The sequence below is a fragment of the Aliikangiella maris genome, from assembly GCF_040719265.1.
Classification (GTDB): domain Bacteria; phylum Pseudomonadota; class Gammaproteobacteria; order Enterobacterales; family Kangiellaceae; genus Aliikangiella; species Aliikangiella maris.
Genome location: NZ_JBFDAH010000007.1, coordinates 177,730 through 197,819 on the forward strand (window position 1 = coordinate 177,730; position 20,090 = coordinate 197,819).

The 20,090-nt window shown below is 41.1% G+C and carries 20 protein-coding genes; 3 read left to right on the forward strand and 17 right to left on the reverse strand.

Annotated features, from left to right (window positions below):
* Positions 1-190: 190 nt before the first annotated feature.
* The 14 genes from flhA to ABVT42_RS08790 all read right to left on the reverse strand — a co-directional run bounded on the left by flhA (position 191) and on the right by ABVT42_RS08790 (position 13,063).
* Positions 191-2,281, reverse strand: a complete 2,091-nt coding sequence (flhA, locus tag ABVT42_RS08725) for a flagellar biosynthesis protein FlhA (RefSeq protein WP_353874388.1) — start codon at positions 2,279-2,281, stop codon at positions 191-193.
* An 81-nt stretch (positions 2,282-2,362) separates the two neighbouring features.
* Positions 2,363-3,493, reverse strand: a complete 1,131-nt coding sequence (gene flhB / locus ABVT42_RS08730) for a flagellar biosynthesis protein FlhB (RefSeq protein ID WP_353874389.1) — start codon at positions 3,491-3,493, stop codon at positions 2,363-2,365.
* 3 nt (positions 3,494-3,496) lie between these two features.
* The gene (gene fliR, locus ABVT42_RS08735; protein ID WP_353874390.1) at positions 3,497-4,279 is read right to left on the reverse strand and encodes a flagellar biosynthetic protein FliR; all 783 of its coding nucleotides are present in this window, start codon (positions 4,277-4,279) and stop codon (positions 3,497-3,499) included.
* Between the two features lie 45 nt (positions 4,280-4,324).
* Complete coding sequence (gene fliQ / locus ABVT42_RS08740) at positions 4,325-4,594, reverse strand: flagellar biosynthesis protein FliQ (protein ID WP_353874392.1); 270 nt, start codon at positions 4,592-4,594, stop codon at positions 4,325-4,327.
* A gap of 23 nt (positions 4,595-4,617) precedes the next feature.
* Positions 4,618-5,400 (reverse strand): flagellar type III secretion system pore protein FliP, encoded by a 783-nt coding sequence (fliP, locus tag ABVT42_RS08745; RefSeq protein ID WP_353874394.1) that lies wholly within the window; start codon positions 5,398-5,400, stop codon positions 4,618-4,620.
* A complete protein-coding gene (gene fliO / locus ABVT42_RS08750; protein WP_353874395.1) occupies positions 5,397-5,960 on the reverse strand; it encodes a flagellar biosynthetic protein FliO in 564 nt (187 codons plus the stop codon). Before fliO ends, fliP begins: the two co-directional genes overlap by 4 nt.
* 108 nt (positions 5,961-6,068) lie before the next feature.
* Positions 6,069-6,452, reverse strand: a complete 384-nt coding sequence (gene fliN / locus ABVT42_RS08755) for a flagellar motor switch protein FliN (protein WP_353874396.1) — start codon at positions 6,450-6,452, stop codon at positions 6,069-6,071.
* Between the two features lie 4 nt (positions 6,453-6,456).
* Positions 6,457-7,452: a flagellar motor switch protein FliM gene (gene fliM, locus ABVT42_RS08760; RefSeq protein WP_353874397.1), complete on the reverse strand. Its 996-nt coding sequence runs from the start codon at positions 7,450-7,452 to the stop codon at positions 6,457-6,459.
* A gap of 7 nt (positions 7,453-7,459) precedes the next feature.
* Positions 7,460-7,978 (reverse strand): flagellar basal body-associated protein FliL, encoded by a 519-nt coding sequence (gene fliL, locus ABVT42_RS08765; RefSeq protein ID WP_353874398.1) that lies wholly within the window; start codon positions 7,976-7,978, stop codon positions 7,460-7,462.
* 450 nt (positions 7,979-8,428) lie between these two features.
* Positions 8,429-10,249: a hypothetical protein gene (locus ABVT42_RS08770; protein ID WP_353874399.1), complete on the reverse strand. Its 1,821-nt coding sequence runs from the start codon at positions 10,247-10,249 to the stop codon at positions 8,429-8,431.
* Positions 10,250-10,490: 241 nt separating this feature from the next.
* Entirely contained in the window at positions 10,491-11,543 is a 1,053-nt protein-coding gene (locus ABVT42_RS08775) for a pyridoxal-phosphate dependent enzyme (RefSeq protein ID WP_353874400.1), read from the reverse strand.
* A 110-nt stretch (positions 11,544-11,653) separates the two neighbouring features.
* Entirely contained in the window at positions 11,654-12,010 is a 357-nt protein-coding gene (locus ABVT42_RS08780; protein ID WP_353874401.1) for a VOC family protein, read from the reverse strand.
* A gap of 290 nt (positions 12,011-12,300) precedes the next feature.
* Positions 12,301-12,678, reverse strand: a complete 378-nt coding sequence (locus ABVT42_RS08785; protein WP_353874402.1) for an NUDIX domain-containing protein — start codon at positions 12,676-12,678, stop codon at positions 12,301-12,303.
* A gap of 25 nt (positions 12,679-12,703) precedes the next feature.
* Positions 12,704-13,063 carry a DUF2956 domain-containing protein gene (locus ABVT42_RS08790; RefSeq protein ID WP_353874403.1) on the reverse strand — a complete coding sequence of 120 codons (360 nt, stop codon included), beginning with the start codon at positions 13,061-13,063 and terminating at the stop codon, positions 12,704-12,706.
* Positions 13,064-13,455: 392 nt separating this feature from the next.
* Here ABVT42_RS08790 and ABVT42_RS08795 point away from each other — a divergent pair, with 392 nt between their 5' ends.
* Together ABVT42_RS08795 and ABVT42_RS08800 are read left to right on the forward strand one after the other, a co-directional pair.
* The gene (locus tag ABVT42_RS08795; RefSeq protein WP_353874404.1) at positions 13,456-14,508 is read left to right on the forward strand and encodes a CDP-glycerol glycerophosphotransferase family protein; all 1,053 of its coding nucleotides are present in this window, start codon (positions 13,456-13,458) and stop codon (positions 14,506-14,508) included.
* A complete protein-coding gene (locus ABVT42_RS08800) occupies positions 14,508-15,596 on the forward strand; it encodes a glycosyltransferase family 4 protein (RefSeq protein WP_353874405.1) in 1,089 nt (362 codons plus the stop codon). Before ABVT42_RS08795 ends, ABVT42_RS08800 begins: the two co-directional genes overlap by 1 nt.
* Before the next feature lie 103 nt (positions 15,597-15,699).
* Here the strand turns inward: ABVT42_RS08800 and ABVT42_RS08805 are convergent, their stop codons facing one another.
* Both ABVT42_RS08805 and ABVT42_RS08810 read right to left on the reverse strand, forming a co-directional pair.
* Positions 15,700-16,515, reverse strand: coding sequence for a class I SAM-dependent methyltransferase (locus ABVT42_RS08805; protein ID WP_353874406.1), 816 nt, complete (start codon positions 16,513-16,515; stop codon positions 15,700-15,702).
* 306 nt (positions 16,516-16,821) lie between these two features.
* The gene (locus ABVT42_RS08810) at positions 16,822-17,898 is read right to left on the reverse strand and encodes a glycosyltransferase family 9 protein (RefSeq protein WP_353874407.1); all 1,077 of its coding nucleotides are present in this window, start codon (positions 17,896-17,898) and stop codon (positions 16,822-16,824) included.
* An 85-nt stretch (positions 17,899-17,983) separates the two neighbouring features.
* On the opposite strand from ABVT42_RS08810, the gene ABVT42_RS08815 reads away from it, so the two are divergent.
* Positions 17,984-18,721: a 3-deoxy-D-manno-octulosonic acid kinase gene (locus tag ABVT42_RS08815; RefSeq protein ID WP_353874408.1), complete on the forward strand. Its 738-nt coding sequence runs from the start codon at positions 17,984-17,986 to the stop codon at positions 18,719-18,721.
* Between the two features lie 27 nt (positions 18,722-18,748).
* Here ABVT42_RS08815 and waaA read toward each other — a convergent pair whose 3' ends face one another.
* Positions 18,749-20,026 (reverse strand): lipid IV(A) 3-deoxy-D-manno-octulosonic acid transferase, encoded by a 1,278-nt coding sequence (gene waaA / locus ABVT42_RS08820; RefSeq protein WP_353874409.1) that lies wholly within the window; start codon positions 20,024-20,026, stop codon positions 18,749-18,751.
* Between the last annotated feature and the right edge of the window lie 64 nt (positions 20,027-20,090).

Genomic DNA, 20,090 nt, shown 5'->3' on the forward strand with positions numbered 1-20,090 from the left:
CAAAGTTGCGTTGACAATCGGTTAACTTCAGTGATTTTGCATCACCAGATTGATACCATTGCCCGACACCAAATTTCCATCAATATTTGTACGGCAAGTTTGTTGGTGACTATGCAAGAGTGCAACAAACGCTGACAAATTATCGACGCTTTAACCACATCGAGGGGCGGTGATGCCGCGTTACTTTTCCTTAATTTGAATTTCCAACGGTTGCGATGACTTTGATTTGTTTGTTATCGGGAATCTCCTGATAACTCAAAACATGCAATCCTTTAATTCCAAAACGGGCAAACTTGGCTAAAGAAGGTCGCAATGCTGGCGCAGTCAAGAGTATTGCTGGTTGACCTGCCGCTTCCTGTTGGGCGACGACATCTTTTAGTGAAGATTGAATACGATCGGCTAAACCCGGTTCAATTCCAACTTCACCACCCCCTGTTGTTAATGACTGTTGCAATATCTGTTCCAAGTCGGGAGAAAGTGTAACAACAGGAATTTCTGGCGCTAACCCATTGATATTTTGTACAATTAAGCGACTTAACGCGATTCTGACAGCACTGGTTAAAACGGCGGGATCTTGACTCCTGTTGGAAAACTCTGCCAATGTTTCGGCGATGGTTCGCATATCTTTTAGTGGTACTTGTTCGACTAACAGGCTTTGTAATACCTTAACCAACGTGCCTAGTGAAATATTATCAGGCACTAAAGTTTCAGCCAATTTAGGTGCTGACTTGGCCAAACCTTTTAGCATTTGCTCGGCTTCTTCATGTCCAAAAAGCTCAGCCGCATGATTTTGAATTAAATGGCTTAAATGCGTTGCAATCACTGTGCTGGCATCGACAACCGTATAGCCCAGCGCTTGTGCATTATCCTTTTGATCACTATTGATCCACACTGCCTCCAGGCCAAATGCCGGATCATGAGTTGCTATCCCTTCAAGACTGCCAAAAACCTGTCCAGGATTAATCGCCATTTCTTTATCAGGATAAACCTCTGCCTCACCAACAGTTGCTCCTAAAATGGCAATTCGATAAGCATTCGGCGACAAGTCCAGATTATCCCGAATATGTACTGGCGAAATGAGAAACCCCAACTCTTGCGAAATCTTCTTTCTGACACCTTTAATCCGTCCCATCAACTTACCATCTTGCGCCGGATCAACCATCGGTATTAGACGATAACCAACCTCAAGACCAATTTGATCAACTGGTGGCACATCTTCCCAGCTTAACTCTTTAATTTTGGGCGTTTCAGGTGCATCAATTTGCTGTAACTCCTGCTCAGCCTGAGCTTCTGCTTCTTGCTGACGTTTGCTACGAACCATATAACCTAAACCGAATGCCGCAAATGCTAAAAACAAAAAGGCAAAATGTGGCATCCCCGGAATAATGCCCATAACAAATAATACACCACCACTAACAAACAGCGCTTTAGGGTTAGTTACCAACTGGCTAACCAGTTGCTCTCCCATGTTTTGTACTGCATTTTGGCGCGTTACCATAATTGCTGCAGAGGTTGACAAGAGCAACGCTGGAATTTGCGCCACTAATCCGTCACCGATGGTTAGCAGTGCGTAATAGCGCATAGCGGTGGCGAAATCTAATCCATGTTGTCCCATACCAATGGCAACGCCACCCAATATATTTATCAACAAAATCAGTAAGCCGGCAACCGCATCACCACGTACAAATTTTGACGCACCATCCATTGCACCATAAAAATCAGCTTCGTGAGAAACTTCCTGACGTCTGGTACGCGCTTCTTCTTGTGACAATAAACCGGCATTTAAATCCGCATCAATCGCCATTTGCTTGCCGGGCATCGCATCCAAGGTAAATCGCGCGCTAACTTCAGAAATACGACCAGCCCCTTTGGTTACTACGACAAAATTAATAATCACCAAAATGGCAAATACCACAAGACCTACGGCATAGTTGCCGCCAATGACCACCGAACCAAATGATTCAATAACTTGCCCGGCAGCACCAGCACCGGTGTGACCATTAATTAACACCACGCGAGTTGATGCCACATTTAGCGCCAACCGCATTAGCGTCGCCACTAACAAAATAGTTGGAAATACCGCAAAATCCAGTGGCCGAGTTGCGTAAACCGTTGCCAGTAAAACGACCAGCGCTAACGAAATATTAAATGTAAAAAGGATATCCAGCAGTAAAGTGGGCATGGGCAAAATCATCATGGCTAACAACACCAATATCAATATTGGAGTACCCAGCCCAGATAGCCCTCGAGACAATAATTTTTGAGTCGTTAACTCAGCCATAGCAGACTCTTCAGTTTTTCACATTTAAAAATATTAATCATTATTTTGTCGTCTTTTGTCATTAATTTTATTTAGCCTTAATCAATCAAATTGCAGGTCATCAGGAATCGGCAAATCTTTGAGTGGTTTAGGTTTGGCTGATTTACCTTCGGAAAAACTTCTCATTTGAAAAATATATGCTAAAACCTGTGCCACTGCTAAATAAAGCCCTTGTGGCACTTCCTGATCAATTTCAGTTGTGTGATAAATTGCCCGCGCCAGTGGCGGTGCGGCCATAATTGGTACATCATTGGCAATGGCAACTTTTCTAATTTGCATGGCAATAATATCGACGCCTTTTGCAACCACAACCGGTGCACTAGAGCGCATTGCATCATATTTAATGGCGACCGAATAATGCTCGGGGTTGGTAACTACCACATCGGCATCCGGTATTGCATCCATCATACGCCGCTGCGCCATTTCGCGTTGTGTCTGACGAATTCGTCCTTTCACTTCGGGCTTGCCTTCCGTTTCTTTATATTCATCCTTAATTTCTTGTTTTGTCATTTTCAATTGACGTGCATGATTCCAAATCTGATAAGGCACATCAATCAGCGCAATTAATAACAAAGACAGCGAAACCAAAAAGAAACTACGCGCAACTAAATCCATTGCCTGGCCAATGCCAGCATTAACACTACCAGCGCCCAGCTCTATCAATTGTGGATAGATTTGCGCCAGCACTAAATAACCAACAATAAAAACCACGGATACTTTAGCCAAAGCTTTTAATAGTTCAATCAGTGCATGTAAGCCGAACATTCGCTTAAAACCTTTTAATACCGACATCCGGCTTGCTTGTGGTGAAATGGCTTTAAAACTAAATGACATACCACCCGTTAACATGGGCGTTAATAAAGCGATGGCAAATAAAATCAAAAATAAAGGGGCGACGGCGATCATTGCTTCAAACAATAATTCAGCAATCGCAGACAACATTAATTTATCGGTAAAAATATGATCACGGGAAGGAGTAAACGCCTGACGAGCGACTTTGGCGAAGCCTGCGCCAATTGATGCAGAAAAACTGTAGAGTAAAATTGATGCGGTAATTAACAACAAAGCAGTAGTTAGTTCACGTGAGCGTGCGACCTGCCCTTTTTCGCGAGCTTCTTTCAGGCGTTTGGGTGTCGCCTGTTCGCTTCTTTCACCGGCTTGACTTTCGGCCATGTGTTAACACTCCGTCCCAATCATTGAGCACATTAACAAAGTGGCTCTGGCCAACTGATTTTCAAAATGAGGTAAAAAGTATCCCATTGTCAGCCAAACCAAAATTAACCCTGAAACCATCGTTAATGGAAAACCAACCGCAAACACATTAATTTGAGGAGCCGCTCGGGTCATAACACCAAAGGAAATATTAACAATTAACAAACTGGCAATGGCAACCAGAGCCATCACTAACGCAATCGCAAACATCCAACGAGTCCACAAAACCAGCTGATACAGCATATCTTGTATATTCTGTTCACCACCAATTGGCATGGTGGAATAACTTTCAACAACCATGCGAATCATTAGCGAGTGCCCATCCATGACTAAAAATAGTAAAGTACACATCATCAAAAAAAACTGCCCCAACGCAGGTACACTATTTCCATTAGCTGGATCAACTAAAGAGGCAAACCCAAGCCCTGACTGCATGGCAATAATCTGTGCGCCGACCACAAAAGTCTCTAGTAAAAGACGTGATACAAACCCTAAAGTAATTCCAATTAAAGTCTGTTCAATAATAAGTAAAAAACTTGATAGCGAAAACAGTTTTATCGACGCAGTTTGTGGCAGCACTGGCACAATTAAAATTGTCATAGATAAAGCAAACAATAAGCGAAACTTGGCTGGAAAATTTCTTGATCCAATAACTGATAGTGTCATTAAAAATCCCGACAGCCGAGCGAATGGCAAAATATACATCGCCATAAATTGCAAAATTTGTTCGGCATTAATACTTAACATGGTTAACTTTTTTGTGATTCACACGTTGATTAACTTCAGACATCATTAACCAATTAACTCGGGAATAGACAAATATAACTCATTAGCAAAACTGATTAAGGTTGAAAAAATCCAGTTAGCTAAAAACATTAAAGTTGCCAGGGTGACCAGCAACCGCGGTAAAAAAGATAACGTTTGTTCATTAATACTGGTGGCAGCTTGAAACACCGCAACCAATAAACCAACAATTAACCCGGGAATAATAGCCGCAGCAACAATTAAAATGATCACATAGAGCGCATTTTTGAAAACTTCTACAACAACTTCCGGGGTCATAATATTTCTCCACAGACTCGGTATCAGGTAAAGCTATTGGCCAGTGTGCCAACAACTAATGCCCAGCCATCAATCAACACAAACAACATTATTTTAAAAGGTAGTGAGATAATTAATGGCGAGAGCATCATCATACCCATTGCCATTAAGATACTGGCAATCACTAAATCGATAATTAAAAAAGGTATAAAAAGCAAAAAGCCAATTTGAAATGCGGTTTTTAGTTCACTGATAATAAAAGCAGGCACCAACACTTTAAACGGAGGCATTTGTCCTTCGGATAAGGGTGGGGTAGCGGATAAATCCATAAATAAGACCAGATCACTCTCACGAGTTTGCTCCAGCATAAATCGGCTAAATGGCGCTTGTGCAGCGTCTAATGCCTGAGTCGCCGTGATCGTTTCAGCAATATAAGGTTGTACTGCATTTTCGTTAACCTGCTCGATAACAGGCGACATAATAAACAACGTTAAAAATAAACTCAGGCCAATTAAAATTTGATTGGAAGGTGTTTGCTGCATACCAAGTGCTTGACGTAAAATAGCGAAGACTACCGTTACTCGAATAAAAGAAGTCATCATCATGACAATTGCCGGTAAGAATGTCAGCAATGTCATTAAGCCTAAAATTTGCAGCGTAACGCTATACTCTTGATTTCCAGCTTCATTTGTTTCAACACTTAAAACAGGCAAGCCTGCTTCGGCCCAAAGTGATGGCGAAACCACAACGAGCAATAGAGCAAAAATAAAGCGATGTTTTACCGTATTTTGAATAATACCTGATGCTTTTAGGTAAAAACCTTTCATACGACTTTATCTCCCTGATTTGCCTGAGAATTATGCAAGCTCCCGGTCGATTGCGCACGAGCACTATCCATTTTATCCGTTAGCGGATCGGATTGCTGATAAGCACGCTGTTTGGCTTTTTCAAATTCGGCTAGCGGATTAGTCAGTTGCTTTAAAATTTTTTCAAATGGCATCTGGCTTTGTGACTTTTCAATGGGTTTATCAAGTTGACATAGATGATTAATACTATGCGGTGTAACACCTAAAAGGATCTGCTGATTTTGAATTTCGACCACCACTAATCGCTCTTTGGCACCAAGGCTTTGAGATTCAATCACCTTGATGTTTTTACCTACTAAATTAAAATGCGCAACTTTCCTGAATAAAAATGCAAGAATAAAAATTACCACCAAAATAGCCAGTAACCCCAATAACATTGACACTATGCTATCTTGCGGGGTTAATGCTTGATTTAAAGTTTTACTCTTTACCACTGCCTGACTGTGAAGACTCATCACCAGCATTATCAATAAATAATACCACCTGACTAATCGTTTTTTGATAGTCTTGGTAACCGTCATGTTGACCACTTTATTACAATTTTTATGCATTATTTGAAACATTCGTTGGGACACCATGCTTTTTACCGATAGATATATTCAAGCTCGCCTTTGACTTGTTTTAACCGGCTATTTCAGCTTTTGAATACGCTCAGCCGGGCTCATCACATCGGTTAACCGAATACCATATTTTTCATTTACCACAACAACTTCGCCATGCGCTATTAGTGTGCCATTCACCATGACATCAAGCGGCTCACCGGCCAACCGATCAAGTTCGACTACCGAGCCTTGCGTTAGCTGTAATAAACTTCGAATAGGAATATGTGTTCGGCCAACTTCCATTGACAAGGAAACCGGAATATCTAAAATCACATCAAGCTTTTCATTGCTGACAACTTTTTGATTGCCCTCTTCCTGCAATTTGGTCATTTCTGCTGCTCGGGCTTCTGACGCAGCTTGTTCGCCCATTGCTTCTGCCCAATCATCAGTATCGTTATCATCACCAGCCATTCAATTAATCCTCTAATAGGGTTCGCATAATATGATCACGCGAAATTTCTTCTTTAATTTTTACCGCCATATAGCCGTTTGAGCTACCAAATTCGGCTCTAAAGCATGGCGTATTTGCAGCTGAAAGTGTCACGTATTCCGGCATGTCGATAGGAATAATGTCACCTTCTTTAAATTCCATTACATCTCTTAGACTGACTTCGGTTTCAACCAAAGTACTACTGACTTCAACTTGTGCCGTTAAAATTTCTTCACGTAATGCATCAGTCCAGCGTTCATCCACATCGTCACGATCGCTTTGAATACCCGCATCCAATTTGTCACGAATGGGTTCGAGCATGGAGTAAGGCATGGTGACGTGAAAGTTCCCACCACCACCATCCAATTCAATATTGAAGCTGCACACGCACACCACTTCTGACGGACTGACAATTGTTGCAAGTGCGGGGTTAACTTCAGAATCCATGTATTCAAAATCTACCCGCATAACTGGCGACCAGGCTTCTTTTAAATCAACAAATGCCTGCTGTAATAGCAGTTGTATTATTCGGCGTTCAGTCGGCGTAAATTCACGACCTTCAATTTTTGCGTGAAAACGTCCATCGCCACCAAAAAAATTATCAACCAAAATAAAAACCAACTTGGCTTCAAGGGTAAACAGCGCCGTTCCTCTTAACGGTTTCATTTTCACCATATTAAGACTGGTTGGAACAAACAGGCTGTGTATATATTCGCTGAACTTGATCATCTGAATACCATTCACCGAAATTTCAGCGCTTCGCCGCATCATATTAAATAAACTGATACGCATATGCCGCGCAAATCGCTCGTTAACCATTTCAAGCGAAGGCATCCGCCCACGCACGATCCGATCTTGCGATGAAAAGTCGTAGGGTCTGGCAACACTGGGGTCTAGTGACTCTTCCTCGACATCTATGTCGCCATCATCAACACCGTGGAGTAGCGCATCTATTTCATCTTGGCTTAATAAATCAGACATGTTTTCTTCACTGCATTACAAAACTAGTAAATAGGACTTTTTCAACGACAGGTTGTCCAACAATATCTTTCAGTGTCGCTTGGACAGTTTCTAGTGATTGTTGCTGTAATTTAACCCGGCCATCTGGTGTTTTTAATTCATCAGCGGACTGCTGACTCACCAACATCAATACGTCATTTTTAAGCTGTGGCATATGATCTTTCACGATATCTTCGTTTTCAGCTCCTCTGACCATAAATGTCATTTTTATTTGAACAGTACGACTTTTTCTTTCGCCCGGTAAATTACTAGTAATAGCTTCGGGTACACCAACATAAATTGCGGGCTCTTTATTCACTGGTTTAGCAGCTTCTTCACCTTCTGCGGTTTCGGCTGGCGCTTCTTCTTCGCCGCCCATCATAAAAAATGCGGCTGCACCACCTCCAATCAACAATACTGCTGCAATAATAATGATGAGCATTTTGCTTTTGCCTTTACCGGCACCGCCTTCAACATCAATCTCTAAATCTTGATCTTCATTAGCCATAGTTGCCCCAATTTAAATATTAATTAAGAAGATGCTATGTAGTTGTTATGCAATACATATACCACTTTAGCAATTAGATTAAACTCATTAATATCAATAAGTTAAGTTTTTTGACTCTTAAAATTACAGGTAAACTGTCAAATTGTTGGCTTGGTTTTCTGACCTTTGATATAAATCAGCCAAAAAACTGTCCCACCCAAGTATAGATGGGGATTACGGGTTATTTGATCTTGTTTTGGACTATTATAAATAGCAGTGATGGTAATATCTGTTTGCGAAATATGCGATCGGTGTGAAAAAATTTTCCTACAACGATTATTTGAAATAAAAGGTTATTTGAGAAAAAACCTCGCCATTGTGTCGATATTAATCGCATTATAATTATTGCGCTTTTCAATTTGGCTGGCATTAAAATCGACACAACAAATTCATTTATTTTTGATTGCTTGCTTAGCGCCCTTGAATATCAAGCCCGTCATCATTAATACCGCTTGTTATATCCCGGTTTTTACTGTCAGTTTCCATATGGCCTTCGATTCGTTCAGGCGATAGTTCTGTTTTACCATCGCGTGTTAATGCTGCTTGTGCATTGAGCGAGCGGGTTTCTTGATTCACTTGATATATAGCGCTGGCAGAATCCAAGTCTTTTGCGTTCACGCCGGCAATAGTTTCACGATTACCCAAAAAGGTTTTCATTTCGCTGGTAATTTTATCTAAATCGTCATCGGCTTTATGCATTTCTAAAATACGGCGATAAAATTCCAGATTATTACTGCCGCTTTCAGCGAAACAGCTGGTGACAATTCGCGATGTGATAATCCACGGCGTCATGCTGGAGCGAACAACAACATTTTCAGACCGGGTGCTATCATGAATGCTCGCACCGGTACTGACCTTGGATTCAGAATACGTCCCATTACATTGAAACAAAACAATTAACGATTCAAAATGCATCTCTGCCCAAAATATATGTGCTGTGTTACTAATAATTCGTCCAAAAATCCAAATAAGTGCAGGATAAATTAATGCATCAAGTGCCGCGATGGGAGCCGTTTTAATCAAAGTAACAGGCTCAATTGCCTGATAAAACATAATGGCGGCTATCACCAATAACAGCTCACCAGCAATTGTACCTACAATTCTTAGCGATTTAAAAATAGGTATCATCGGCACTTCACGATATACCGGCTGGGTTTCTTGAATCATTTCACCCGAAAATTTACCTTTGTCGTTGCTGCCTTGCTCTACCAGATTGGCGTCAAAGTCTCGATAAACCCGGTTAGGAATTTCTTTGTAACGACGGTTTGCCATTACTATATTTTCAAAATTAATAAAAATTTCTTGCGGGTGAATACTTTCTTGCCAATTATTTCTAAATTCAGAGACTTCAGTTTTTGGCTCGGCTTGAGTCGCTCGCAAATAAGTTAATAACAGCCCATAAGCAGCAGCAAGTAACCCCAATACAGTCATGGTAATAATATAAGCAGAAGCCGAAAGTGGTAACTCAGGTAAGCGAAAAACTTCGTGATGGACATAACTTAAGCCCACAGGAGATAAAATGGAAAATGCCACCATCATAACAATCCCCTTGGTACTGGCACTTTCTACACTGACTTGCGCGACGCGCTTTAGTGGTGAACGTTTACCTGCCCATAATAAAAACAAAAATACCGCTAAAATCACACTCAGCCAATCAAGCACTGGCGTATCATTAATTTGTGTCAGTCCAGTTGACCCCGAAAACCAGGCTAATCCATAGCATAAAAAGGCCAATATACTATAAATCAAACCGCTACTTAATTGTTGCGCGGTTGTGCGAATTGGATAAGGAGTAAATAATAAACGCGGCATTAACGTATGGATTAATCGAGCCAGCCAACCTTGCGGTTCAACAAATGTAAGGTTTTTACGACCCATAAGCATTTGTTCAAGTTCTTTGTCGTTATAGGCAATATAGCTCTCGCGGACATGCGATTCACTTTTGGCCATATTACGTGCCAAACTGGCAGGAACGCCGCGCCCAACAAAAAAGCGCATCACTTTAAATAAACCGACACCCACAGCAACAACGCCATTTCCCAGCAAAATTAAGCCTATTGCTAACGATAACCAACCGGCCTCTTTCGCCCCTTGGGCGACCAAATCCTTCACGGCCAGCAATGCGACAATGCCCAGCAAAGTCACAATCACACCTCGAATTGTGAGAATAAGTCCTTCAAATTTAAATGGATTTTTGATACCTAACGTATCCGAACCATATTCAAATGCCATTTTTTCCCCTGCTTAAAAATATAGATAGAAGGTGTAGCTTTACCGAAAAAGACTATCGCCAAGGTTGGAACCATAGACACTTTAGGTTTCAGTATTCAACAGTAAACACTGAGAGCTAAACAGTGAGTGCCTTTTAAAGTTGGCCTTATATTATGGGAAACAGGCGGATTTGCCAAACTGAAATAAGCGGGTATTCCCAATTTTCAAGAATACCGCCGAGATAATTTGATTAAATTTGTGATTAGTTTTGCATGGCTTGCCAAGGCTCATCGAGTGATTCATTCACATTCGTCTTATTTTTACTGGGCTCAACCGACGCTTTACTCTGATCAATTGATGTCTCATCGGGTTCGGAGAGTATCTGACACATTGTTGGTCCATCAATATTCCCCCCGCTGACAATTAACCCGATATTCCCTTGAGGGGTAAATCGACCACTTAAAATAGCGGCCAAAGGAATCGCCCCCGAAGGCTCAACCACCATTTTCATACGATAAAATAAAAAGCGAACAGCCTCTTTAATAGCCGTCTCAGATACCGTTATCATTTGATCAACATAACGTAAAATCAGTGGAAAAGTTAGATCACCGAGGGAAGAGGTACGAACACCATCTGCAATGGTTGCAGGGTTAGTTGTCGCTTGTAGGCGGCCAGCATAAAAAGATCGAGTTGCGTCATCAGCCAACTCCGGCTCAACCCCAATAATCTGACAATCAGGATTAATATTCTTGGCCGCCACCGCAATACCACTGAGCAAACCACCGCCACCACAGGGAACAATAATCGCATTTAAATTTGGTACCGCTTCAAGCAACTCACAGGCAACCGTCCCTTGACCAGCAATCACTGATTCGTGATCAAATGGTGGAATTAAGGTTAAGCCTCGCCGACGCAATATCGCATCAGCAACGGATTCCCGAGTTTCAGTTTGGGGATTATAGGTAATGACCTCAGCACCATAAGCACGAGTTGCCTGCAATTTCGTGGTCGGCGCATTTTCTGGCATCACAATCGTCGTTGCTACATTCAACAGTTGGCCGACACAAGCAATCGCCTGGGCATGATTACCAGATGAAAAAGCTAACACCCCACGCTCTTTTTCCCACTCGGTCAATCGTGCGATCGCATTAAAAGCACCACGAAATTTAAACGCGCCAACCCGTTGTAAATTTTCACATTTAAAGAAAAAGCTGGCATCAGCAAACTGCTGATCTAATGTGGCCGAAGTAATAATTGGCGTAATATGTGCTTGGCCATACAAGCGCTCTTTTGCCGCTTTGATTTGTTGAAACATTGGTGCCCCCGATTGCAAACTCAGCTTAGTGTAAAGCAATTAGATAGCAATAAGAAATACCTCAGCACAAATTAATTTGCGATTTTTACATAAAAAAATAAACGACTTTTTTATGCGTTTAATCGTGATTGAAAACTCATATTTAATCCACCAGGAACACGGGTGAAATAAATCCGTTCGCCATGCGCTTCCATTGGCCCCATTAGTTCAACACCTTGATTACTTGCAGCTTCAGCTAATTTATCAGCATCGTCAACAACCAGTTGCAACATAATACCAGCAGGCATTTGCTCACTTTGTTGCCACACTTCTAGCCAACTATCATCATTGAGTGTTTTAAATATTCCACCGTCACAAGATTCTGATTGACCAAAACTGTTAGAGAACCCCAGCTTTTGTTCAAAAAACTGAATCACATCGTTAGACTGCTCACTCACCAAACAAAATCTCAAACCTAATAGTTGCATTGTTGTTCTCCTGTATTTAAAAAACGCTTGTTGTTATTAATTTTTTAAACGGGGTATAGCGCGGCACAAGCCATAGATATCAGCATAAGAATTCTAAAACTTTATTTGAAGCTAATATTCTGTGTCGTGCGAATGGGAAAAAATTATTGATAACCATTGCAATGAGTCATAATTAATAACGCGCTTATTCTGCTTGCCGTCATTAAAACGCGCAATGGATAGTCTTTAACCAGGCAACTAACAAGCTACTCGCAGTCTATTTGTTAAGTCGTTTTTTAACTTAAACTAATTTATAAACTATTGATTACCGTTAAACACCAAGGGGTTATTGGTGTAGGTAATTGGGCTAAATCAAACCATTCAATTTGCGCACACAATTCGGGTTCTTTATTGTCGATTTTACCACGCCAGTCAGTCACTCGAAAAATCGTGTGACGAATGTTTTCCTGATTATCAATTAGAGTCATCAGGCTTTCACAATCAATTAGCTGAATGCCGAGCTCTTCATAGAGTTCTCGACGTAAAGCATCTTCAAGATTTTCAGACTTTTCAACATGTCCAACGGGAAACGTCCAAAATCCGGGAAAATGCCGAGTATTTTTACGCAAACACAAGAGCACGCTGTTATTTTGTTCAAATAAGCCAGAAACAATTGACGTATATTTCATATCAAATCAGTATCTATTAAATCTATTAAAAATAAACGTAGTAGAAAAACCATCCCCATGACAGGAGTAATAATCCCCAAGGCAAATATCGTCCGCCAACTGATGGTCGCGTATAGCTAGCGGCATTATCTGTTTGCGATACTTCGTTATCAACATAATCTTTAGGTGCCTGCAACGGTTCACCAGACTTGACTTTGCGCAACCGCTTATCTAAATCTCTGGCTTTTGCTTTTTGCTGCTTTTTATACTGCTCAATACCTTTTTGTATACCTTGTGCAATTAGCTTGGTTTGCTCTTTGGTTTGTCCGGGTTTTTGAATACTTTTGGCCACACGCTCTGCTTCAGCGATTGTTTCGGGCGAGGTTTTAAATTTCTTTTTATTCAAAATAATAACTCTTTTTTATCTCTATATTTTATGTGTCGATGATAGGTTAATTTAACACAATTTTATGGGGTTTGGTCTTACATCCTTAATTGTGCGTTGATATTTTATTATTACAGCATCTGCGCATAGGTATTTAATTAAATCAACTGTTTGGTTATAACAAGCCTATTTAGAAGCCAGCTCAAGTCAAGCCATGGACAGGTATTTTGCCTGAACCGTATTTTTTTAATTGTGATACTTTAATCAGTTCAATCCACTTAAATTTTTACAGCCAATTCGCAAGTAAATTGATACAATGCCCGCCTTTTATACAATTGACCGTTTACGCACACCTTGATTGAATGGCTTTTTAAGCGTAAGTTTTTGTTAATACTGCTACTTTAGGAAGACCGTTGACCCAAGCCCAAAATAATATCGTTGTGAAAAAACGCTATCTTTTTTACATTTCACAAAATTACTCTTTTGAGATTTTGCGCCCAATTCAACAGCAAATCCTGTCGCGTGGCGATGAATGTGCCTGGTTTGTCGAAGGCAGTGATGTTAATCTGACCTTTTTTAGACACAATGAACAGCGTCTCAAATCAATTGAAGAAGCTATCGCCTTTAATCCACATGCCGTTTTTGTACCTGGTAATATCGTCCCTGACTTTATTCCTGGTGTAAAGGTACAAGTATTTCATGGCTTGGAATGGAAGAAAAAGGGCCATTTCAGTATTCGCGGCTTTTTTGATCTCTATTGTACGCATGGCCCAATTACTACCAGCCGTTTCAATCAAATGGCAAAAGTTGCCCGCCACTTTTTAGTTAAGGAAACCGGGTGGCCCAAGCTTGACCCCCTATTTCAAATTGCACCTTACTCACTACAAACCGAAAAACCAGTAGTGTTATTTGCGCCAACTTTTTCACCGAATTTGACATGTGCCCCCATTTTATTTGAAGAAATCAAACGTCTGGTTGCTACCGATGAGCATTTTTGGCTGGTTAAATTTCATCCCAAAATGAACCCTGACTGGATCGCTAAATATCACACCATTCAAGCAGACAATTATCGAGTGGTCGATACGGATTCGTGTTTGCCGCTGTTAAAACGCGCTCATGTACTTTTATCAGACACTTCATCGATTATTGGTGAGTTTTTATTATTAAATAAACCAGCTATTACTTTTAATAATGCAGCACCAGGCGAGTATTTAATTAATATTCAATCAGTAAATCAACTCAACAATGCCATTAATCAGGCGCTCAATAACAATACTCAATTGATTCAGCAAATTACTCAAGCCAATGCCCAATTACACCCATTTACCGATGGGCTGTCGGCACAACGTGTGTTAGCCGCAACCGACCAACTCATCGCGCACCGCCCTGCTACACTGAAGCGCAAACCACTTAATTTGCTACGTAAGTTTAAGATTCGAAAAAAATTAAATTATTGGAAGCTTTAATGAATATCTTTGTTTTTGCCAGTACTTATGCCTCCTATAACAGCTACCGTCCTGAAGCCGAAATATTTATTGGTTTAGCCAGACTGGGTCACAAAGTAACGGTTATGACCAATGCCGGTGATGAGCAGCGAGCCCGTTATCTTGAAGCCGGTGTTAAAGTAATGGACGGTGAGCCACGTAGAAAAATCTGCTTTCAATCAATCAAGAAAATTCGAGAAGAGTTAAAGTCAACACACTACGATATTGTTTATGCCACTAACTCAAAAACCATTCCAAATGCTGGTTTTGCCTGTATAGGTTTCGACTGCAAATTCGTCGTTTATCGCGGTACAACCGGTGGGCTCTATCGACATGATCCGTCAGCTTATTTAACCATCTTACACCCAAGAGTTGATGGTGTTGTTTGTGTTTCTAATGCGGTAAAAGAAGATGTATTAAAACGCGTGTGGAAGAAAAAACAAAATGTCGTGACGATTTATAAAGGGCATGACATCAATTGGTATCATGTTACGGCAAAATCTCTCACAGAGTTTGACATTCCAGATAATAGTTTCACGGCAATATGCGCGGTCAATTCAAGACCAAGTAAAGGTATTTCTGTCATGTTGGAGGCAACCCATCAACTTGCCTCACTGGAAAACCTGCATTTGCTTTTAGTGGGTCGAAATATGGATAAAGAACCTTTTTCAACACTGATTGCCAATAGTCCCATGAAAGACAGAATCCATGTAACCGGCTATCGCTATGATGTACCAGAACTTATTAAATCAGCCAATGTGTTGGTCCAGCCATCAATCAGTGGTGAAGGATTACCGCGAGCAGTGATGGAAGCCATGGGACTTGGCACGCCGGTGGTTATTACGACTACTGGCGGCGGAAAAGAAGTTATTGAAAATAACAAATCGGGGTTTGTGGTTCCGATAAAGTCTCCCACGGCAATCGCTGAAAAAATAGAATACCTATATCATCACCCTGAAGTTGCCGAAGCCATGATAAAAATCAATCAGCACAAAATTCAAACAGAATTATCATCAAAGCAAACGGCAGTCAATTATGCTGAATATTTTCAACAATTGCTCGAGCGTTAATACAGATTGTGGGCTTTCAGCTAAAATTTTGACTGAAACAGCGCAATTTTGCGCTGACTTAGAGCACTGGTAAGTAAACACCCAAGGATTTCAGTTTTGGCTATCAGGTTTTCTCCGCAGTAATCGCAATCATCCATACGCTGCCTTTTTCTCGCGCTAGCTTTACTTGCGTCTCAGGATAACTGGTAATCTCGATGGGCCAGTCAACCAGAACATTTTGCGGCGGATCATATGGCTTAAGCGGTGCACTTTGCTCACGCCATTTCTCGATATGAACATTAGTCCAATGTTCATTCATCAAATAAGACTGAATCTTTGCCAAATCACCCATAATAAACATTTCATGACCATGAAAATGAATCGGCGCATCAAAATAAATGGTGCCACCCGGCTTTAACACTCGGGCAACTTCAGCAAAACAAGCAGCATAATCAGATGGCTCTCGCAATGCTGCGCCCGCCTTTTGACCCCAATGCTCAATCGATTGAATCGCAAAAATTTTATCAAATGTCTTATCTTCAAAAGGAATATAGGTCGCATGTCCATAACCACCCTTGCCAAGTTGCGCTACTTCAGATTTTGGCCGACGCGGCTCGATTCCAGTCCAGGTGCCGCCACTGCGCTTAATTAAATTACGCGCGAGCATAAATTTGCCAAAACCAATTTCTAGCACTTGCTGATTTTGACAATCATGTAAATGTGCTTCAATGCTGGACACAACACACTTACGCAAAGGCGACCCAAAACCAATTGAGCATTGCTGACGCTGAGCATTAAAACTGGGACAGTCAACACAGTTAACCTCACGATAACCGTCAACGTCTTTCCAATAGGCTTTACCCCATTTTTGCTGACATTTTTTGGGGCTTATTGTCAGGCTGTGCCAGCGTTTTAAAAGTGAATCGCGTTTTGAATGCATAGTGATTTTCGTTTTCTTGTTGTTAATTTAGAGGTCTGTATTTGACATTAATATTGAGATTAACCAGGGCATTAGACAAGCCGGTTTAACCAAACTCTTGGCAATTATTCCGTATCAGCTTTCTACTATCAATAACCAAGCATCAATAACCTTTCATCAGTTGCCAACAACCCAATATCAATACGCTAAATTTAATCTCTCAATATAAATAACACAAAAGCAACCTTTCATCATTGTTTATTTGGTATTTAGGCAGCATCACGCTAATTATAAAACCTAACAATGTGAAACACCGACATTCGCTGGTTATTTATTATTATTTTTCAGTTTATCACTTAACAATTGTTCAATTTTTTCCATCACATTGGCAACGCTGATTTCAGCCATCAGCAATTGCCCTTTAACACGCGTCCCCCATGGAAGTTGCCCACTACGCTTTCCTGTTTGTTGTAGCAATATTTTTTCATACACCGATACCACATAATGTAAATATTTGTAGGGCCCAGTACGTTTTGGATTGCTATGAGCATATAAACCAACCACCGGCGTATCAACAGTCACGGCCATATGGGCCGGGCCAGTATCTGGCGCTAAAACGAAATGCGCCTGCTTTAATACAACTAAAAGTTGCTTGAGCGAAGTTTTCCCAACTAGATTGATCAACGTATTATTTAATGGGTTATTACTCAATTGCATAATTTGTTCAGCAAGATGCAGTTCTGTAGACGTTGGCGCACCACAAATCACAACCTTTAAGTTTTTCTCAATCATTTTATCCGCAACCTGAGCATAGCGCTCAGCTAACCAGTTGCGTTCGGCTTTACTCGCCGCGGGCACAATAACCATATAATCATGGTCAAGATTGAGTGTTTGGCGTTGTTGTAGCCACCATTGCTCATCAGCAGCAGTCATCGGCATTTGCCAGCTTAATTGATAATCTTTATTAACACCCAGCGCTTGCGCAAAAGCTAAAAAACCCTCTGCGACATGCGGCGAATCTTGTGGCGCAACCTTTTGATTGGTAAATAACCACTGACCTTCTTTTGCCCGTCGCTGGTCAAAGCCCCACTTATGTTTAGCTCGAATAAACAATGTTGCTAAACTGGCACGCAACGCTACCTGCATGTGAAGTAAAACATCAAACTGCTGGTTACTTAACGCGCTTTTAAGCGCAAAATAAGCCGAAATTCCTGCCTTTTTATCAAAGACGATAAATTCTACGCCAGGCAGTTCTTTAACTAATTGATATTCGACTTTACCAATAATCCAGGTAATTTTTAACCTTGGCCATTTTGCCTGAAGCGCCTGCACAGTGGCTACTGCATGACAAACATCACCAATTGCTGATAAACGCAGTAAACATATGGATTTAGGTTCAGTCATTCAAACTACATCTTTTCACTTATTTTTGACTCATGCTATTCTAAAGTAATTTTTTAAAAGCCTCTATGATTATCGGGTTTATACATTGTCTATCGAAATTATCAGTACTGGCGAAAGCTCACTCTTACTACCACAAATTAACCACCAATTGATAAAGCTGGTAAAACCTGAGTGGTTTGAGATTGATTTCTGGCAACAGCAAAATGCCGTTACAGGTCAATCAAAAGGCCGCCATATTACCTGGTTTATTGGTAATCAAGATGACGAATGGGTGCTCAGACACTATTATCGTGGTGGCTTTATGGCCAAGCTAACGAAAGATAAATTTTGGTTTCGCTCACTAGAGCAAACTCGTAGCTATCAAGAATTAAGCTTGTTATCCCAAATGTTTCAGCAAGGCTTACCGGTTCCTAAACCCATTGTTGGACAGGTCATTCGCTCAGGCTTTTTTTACCGCTCAGATATCATTATTGAAAAAATCCCACACACAAAAACGGTTGCCCAATATTTAAATTCCAGCGCCATGCCAGAAGCACTTTGGCACATTTTAGGCGGTATGATCGCCAAATTTCACCAAGCGGGGATTTTTCACTCTGACTTGAATATTCATAATATTTTAATTAACCAGCAAGAAGATTTTTGGTTAATCGACTTTGATAAATGTGAAAGCCGTTCAGTAAAGCGCTCATGGCAGCAAGCTAATTTAGCACGTCTCAAGCGTTCATTTGTTAAAGAAGTTCAACTTGGACGGATTAATCATTTTGCCCAACAGCAATGGCAGTGGTTACTCTATGGCTATCGACAGTTTCAACATAAAAAATAATCGTTCAGCGTTTTGATAAGCTAGTTCTTACCGGTGACATAACAATCTTGCAGTTATTTCAGCAAGTCGATTTACGCACCCTTGATTGGCTTGGATTAATCTTTTTGCCTGTTCGGCTTTCTGCGCTACCATTTCGGGGTGTGATAGCCACGTGTTCAGGGTTTGTCCAAGTTCAGCATCATCAACAACTATCTGCAACGCCTCCTGTTCAACAAACTTTTGCGTAATATCGGCAAAATTATAATAACTCGGTCCCATAATTACCGGCACACCACAGGCTAACGGCTCCAAAGGATTATGTCCGCCGCGCTCAATCAAGCTACCACCAACATAGGCGATATTTGCCAATCCACAATAAACCAACATTTCGCCGAGACTGTCACCAATCAAAACTTGATGCTGCTGGATCACCGGTACACTTTCACTTCGACACACCGCCTTAAACTCAAAAGTTTTGACCATCTGTTTGAAAGGAATAAATTGCTCAGGGTGGCGCGGTACACCTATCAATAACAAATCAGGAAATTGCTTTAACAACTGTTGATGAACCGTCAATATTGTTGAAAACTCACCAGGATGAATACTGGCAGCTACCCATACACGACGCTCACTAATTGTCCACTGAGCGGTTAACGACTTCTGGAGTGCCAAAGTGTCAGGAGAAATGGCAATATCAAATTTTATGCTTCCCGTTGCTTCGATACAGGTTTTTGCCGAGTTACACAATTGCTTAAAATTTTCAACATCGGAGGTATATTGAGCAGCTATCACTTGAATCCGGGAAAATATTTGTCTGGAAAATCGGGCAAACTTTAAGTAACTAGATAAGGATTTGGAGGACAGACGGGCATTCGCCAGTAACACGGGCACAGACTGCTGCTGACATTGAAAGAGTAAATTGGGCCACACTTCAGTTTCCATTAATATCACCAGCTGCGGCTTTAAAGTTCGAATAAATCGCCCACTCGCTCCAGGCCAATCAACAGGTAAATAATGATGAAAAACCTGCTCACCAAAAAGCTGCCTGACCATCGCTTTACCTGTTGGCGTTGTCGTGGTAACCACTAAGGGCAAATGAGAAAAGTCTACTAGTAAACGTCGAATTAGAGGCGCGGCAGCAATTGTCTCACCAACGGAAGCACAATGAATAATAATCCCATGCCTTGCAGCGTTGCGCGTATTTAATCCTAACCGAGCGAGGATTCCCTCACGATATTCCGGTGCTTTAACCGCCCTGAAAAGCAAATATCCCCAAATCAATGGGGATATTAAATATAGCAATAAACAATAAACTAGACGCGACATAATGTCTTTGCTACAGACAAACTAATCAATAGCCAGTCAATCATTGGCATTTGCGTCAAAATTT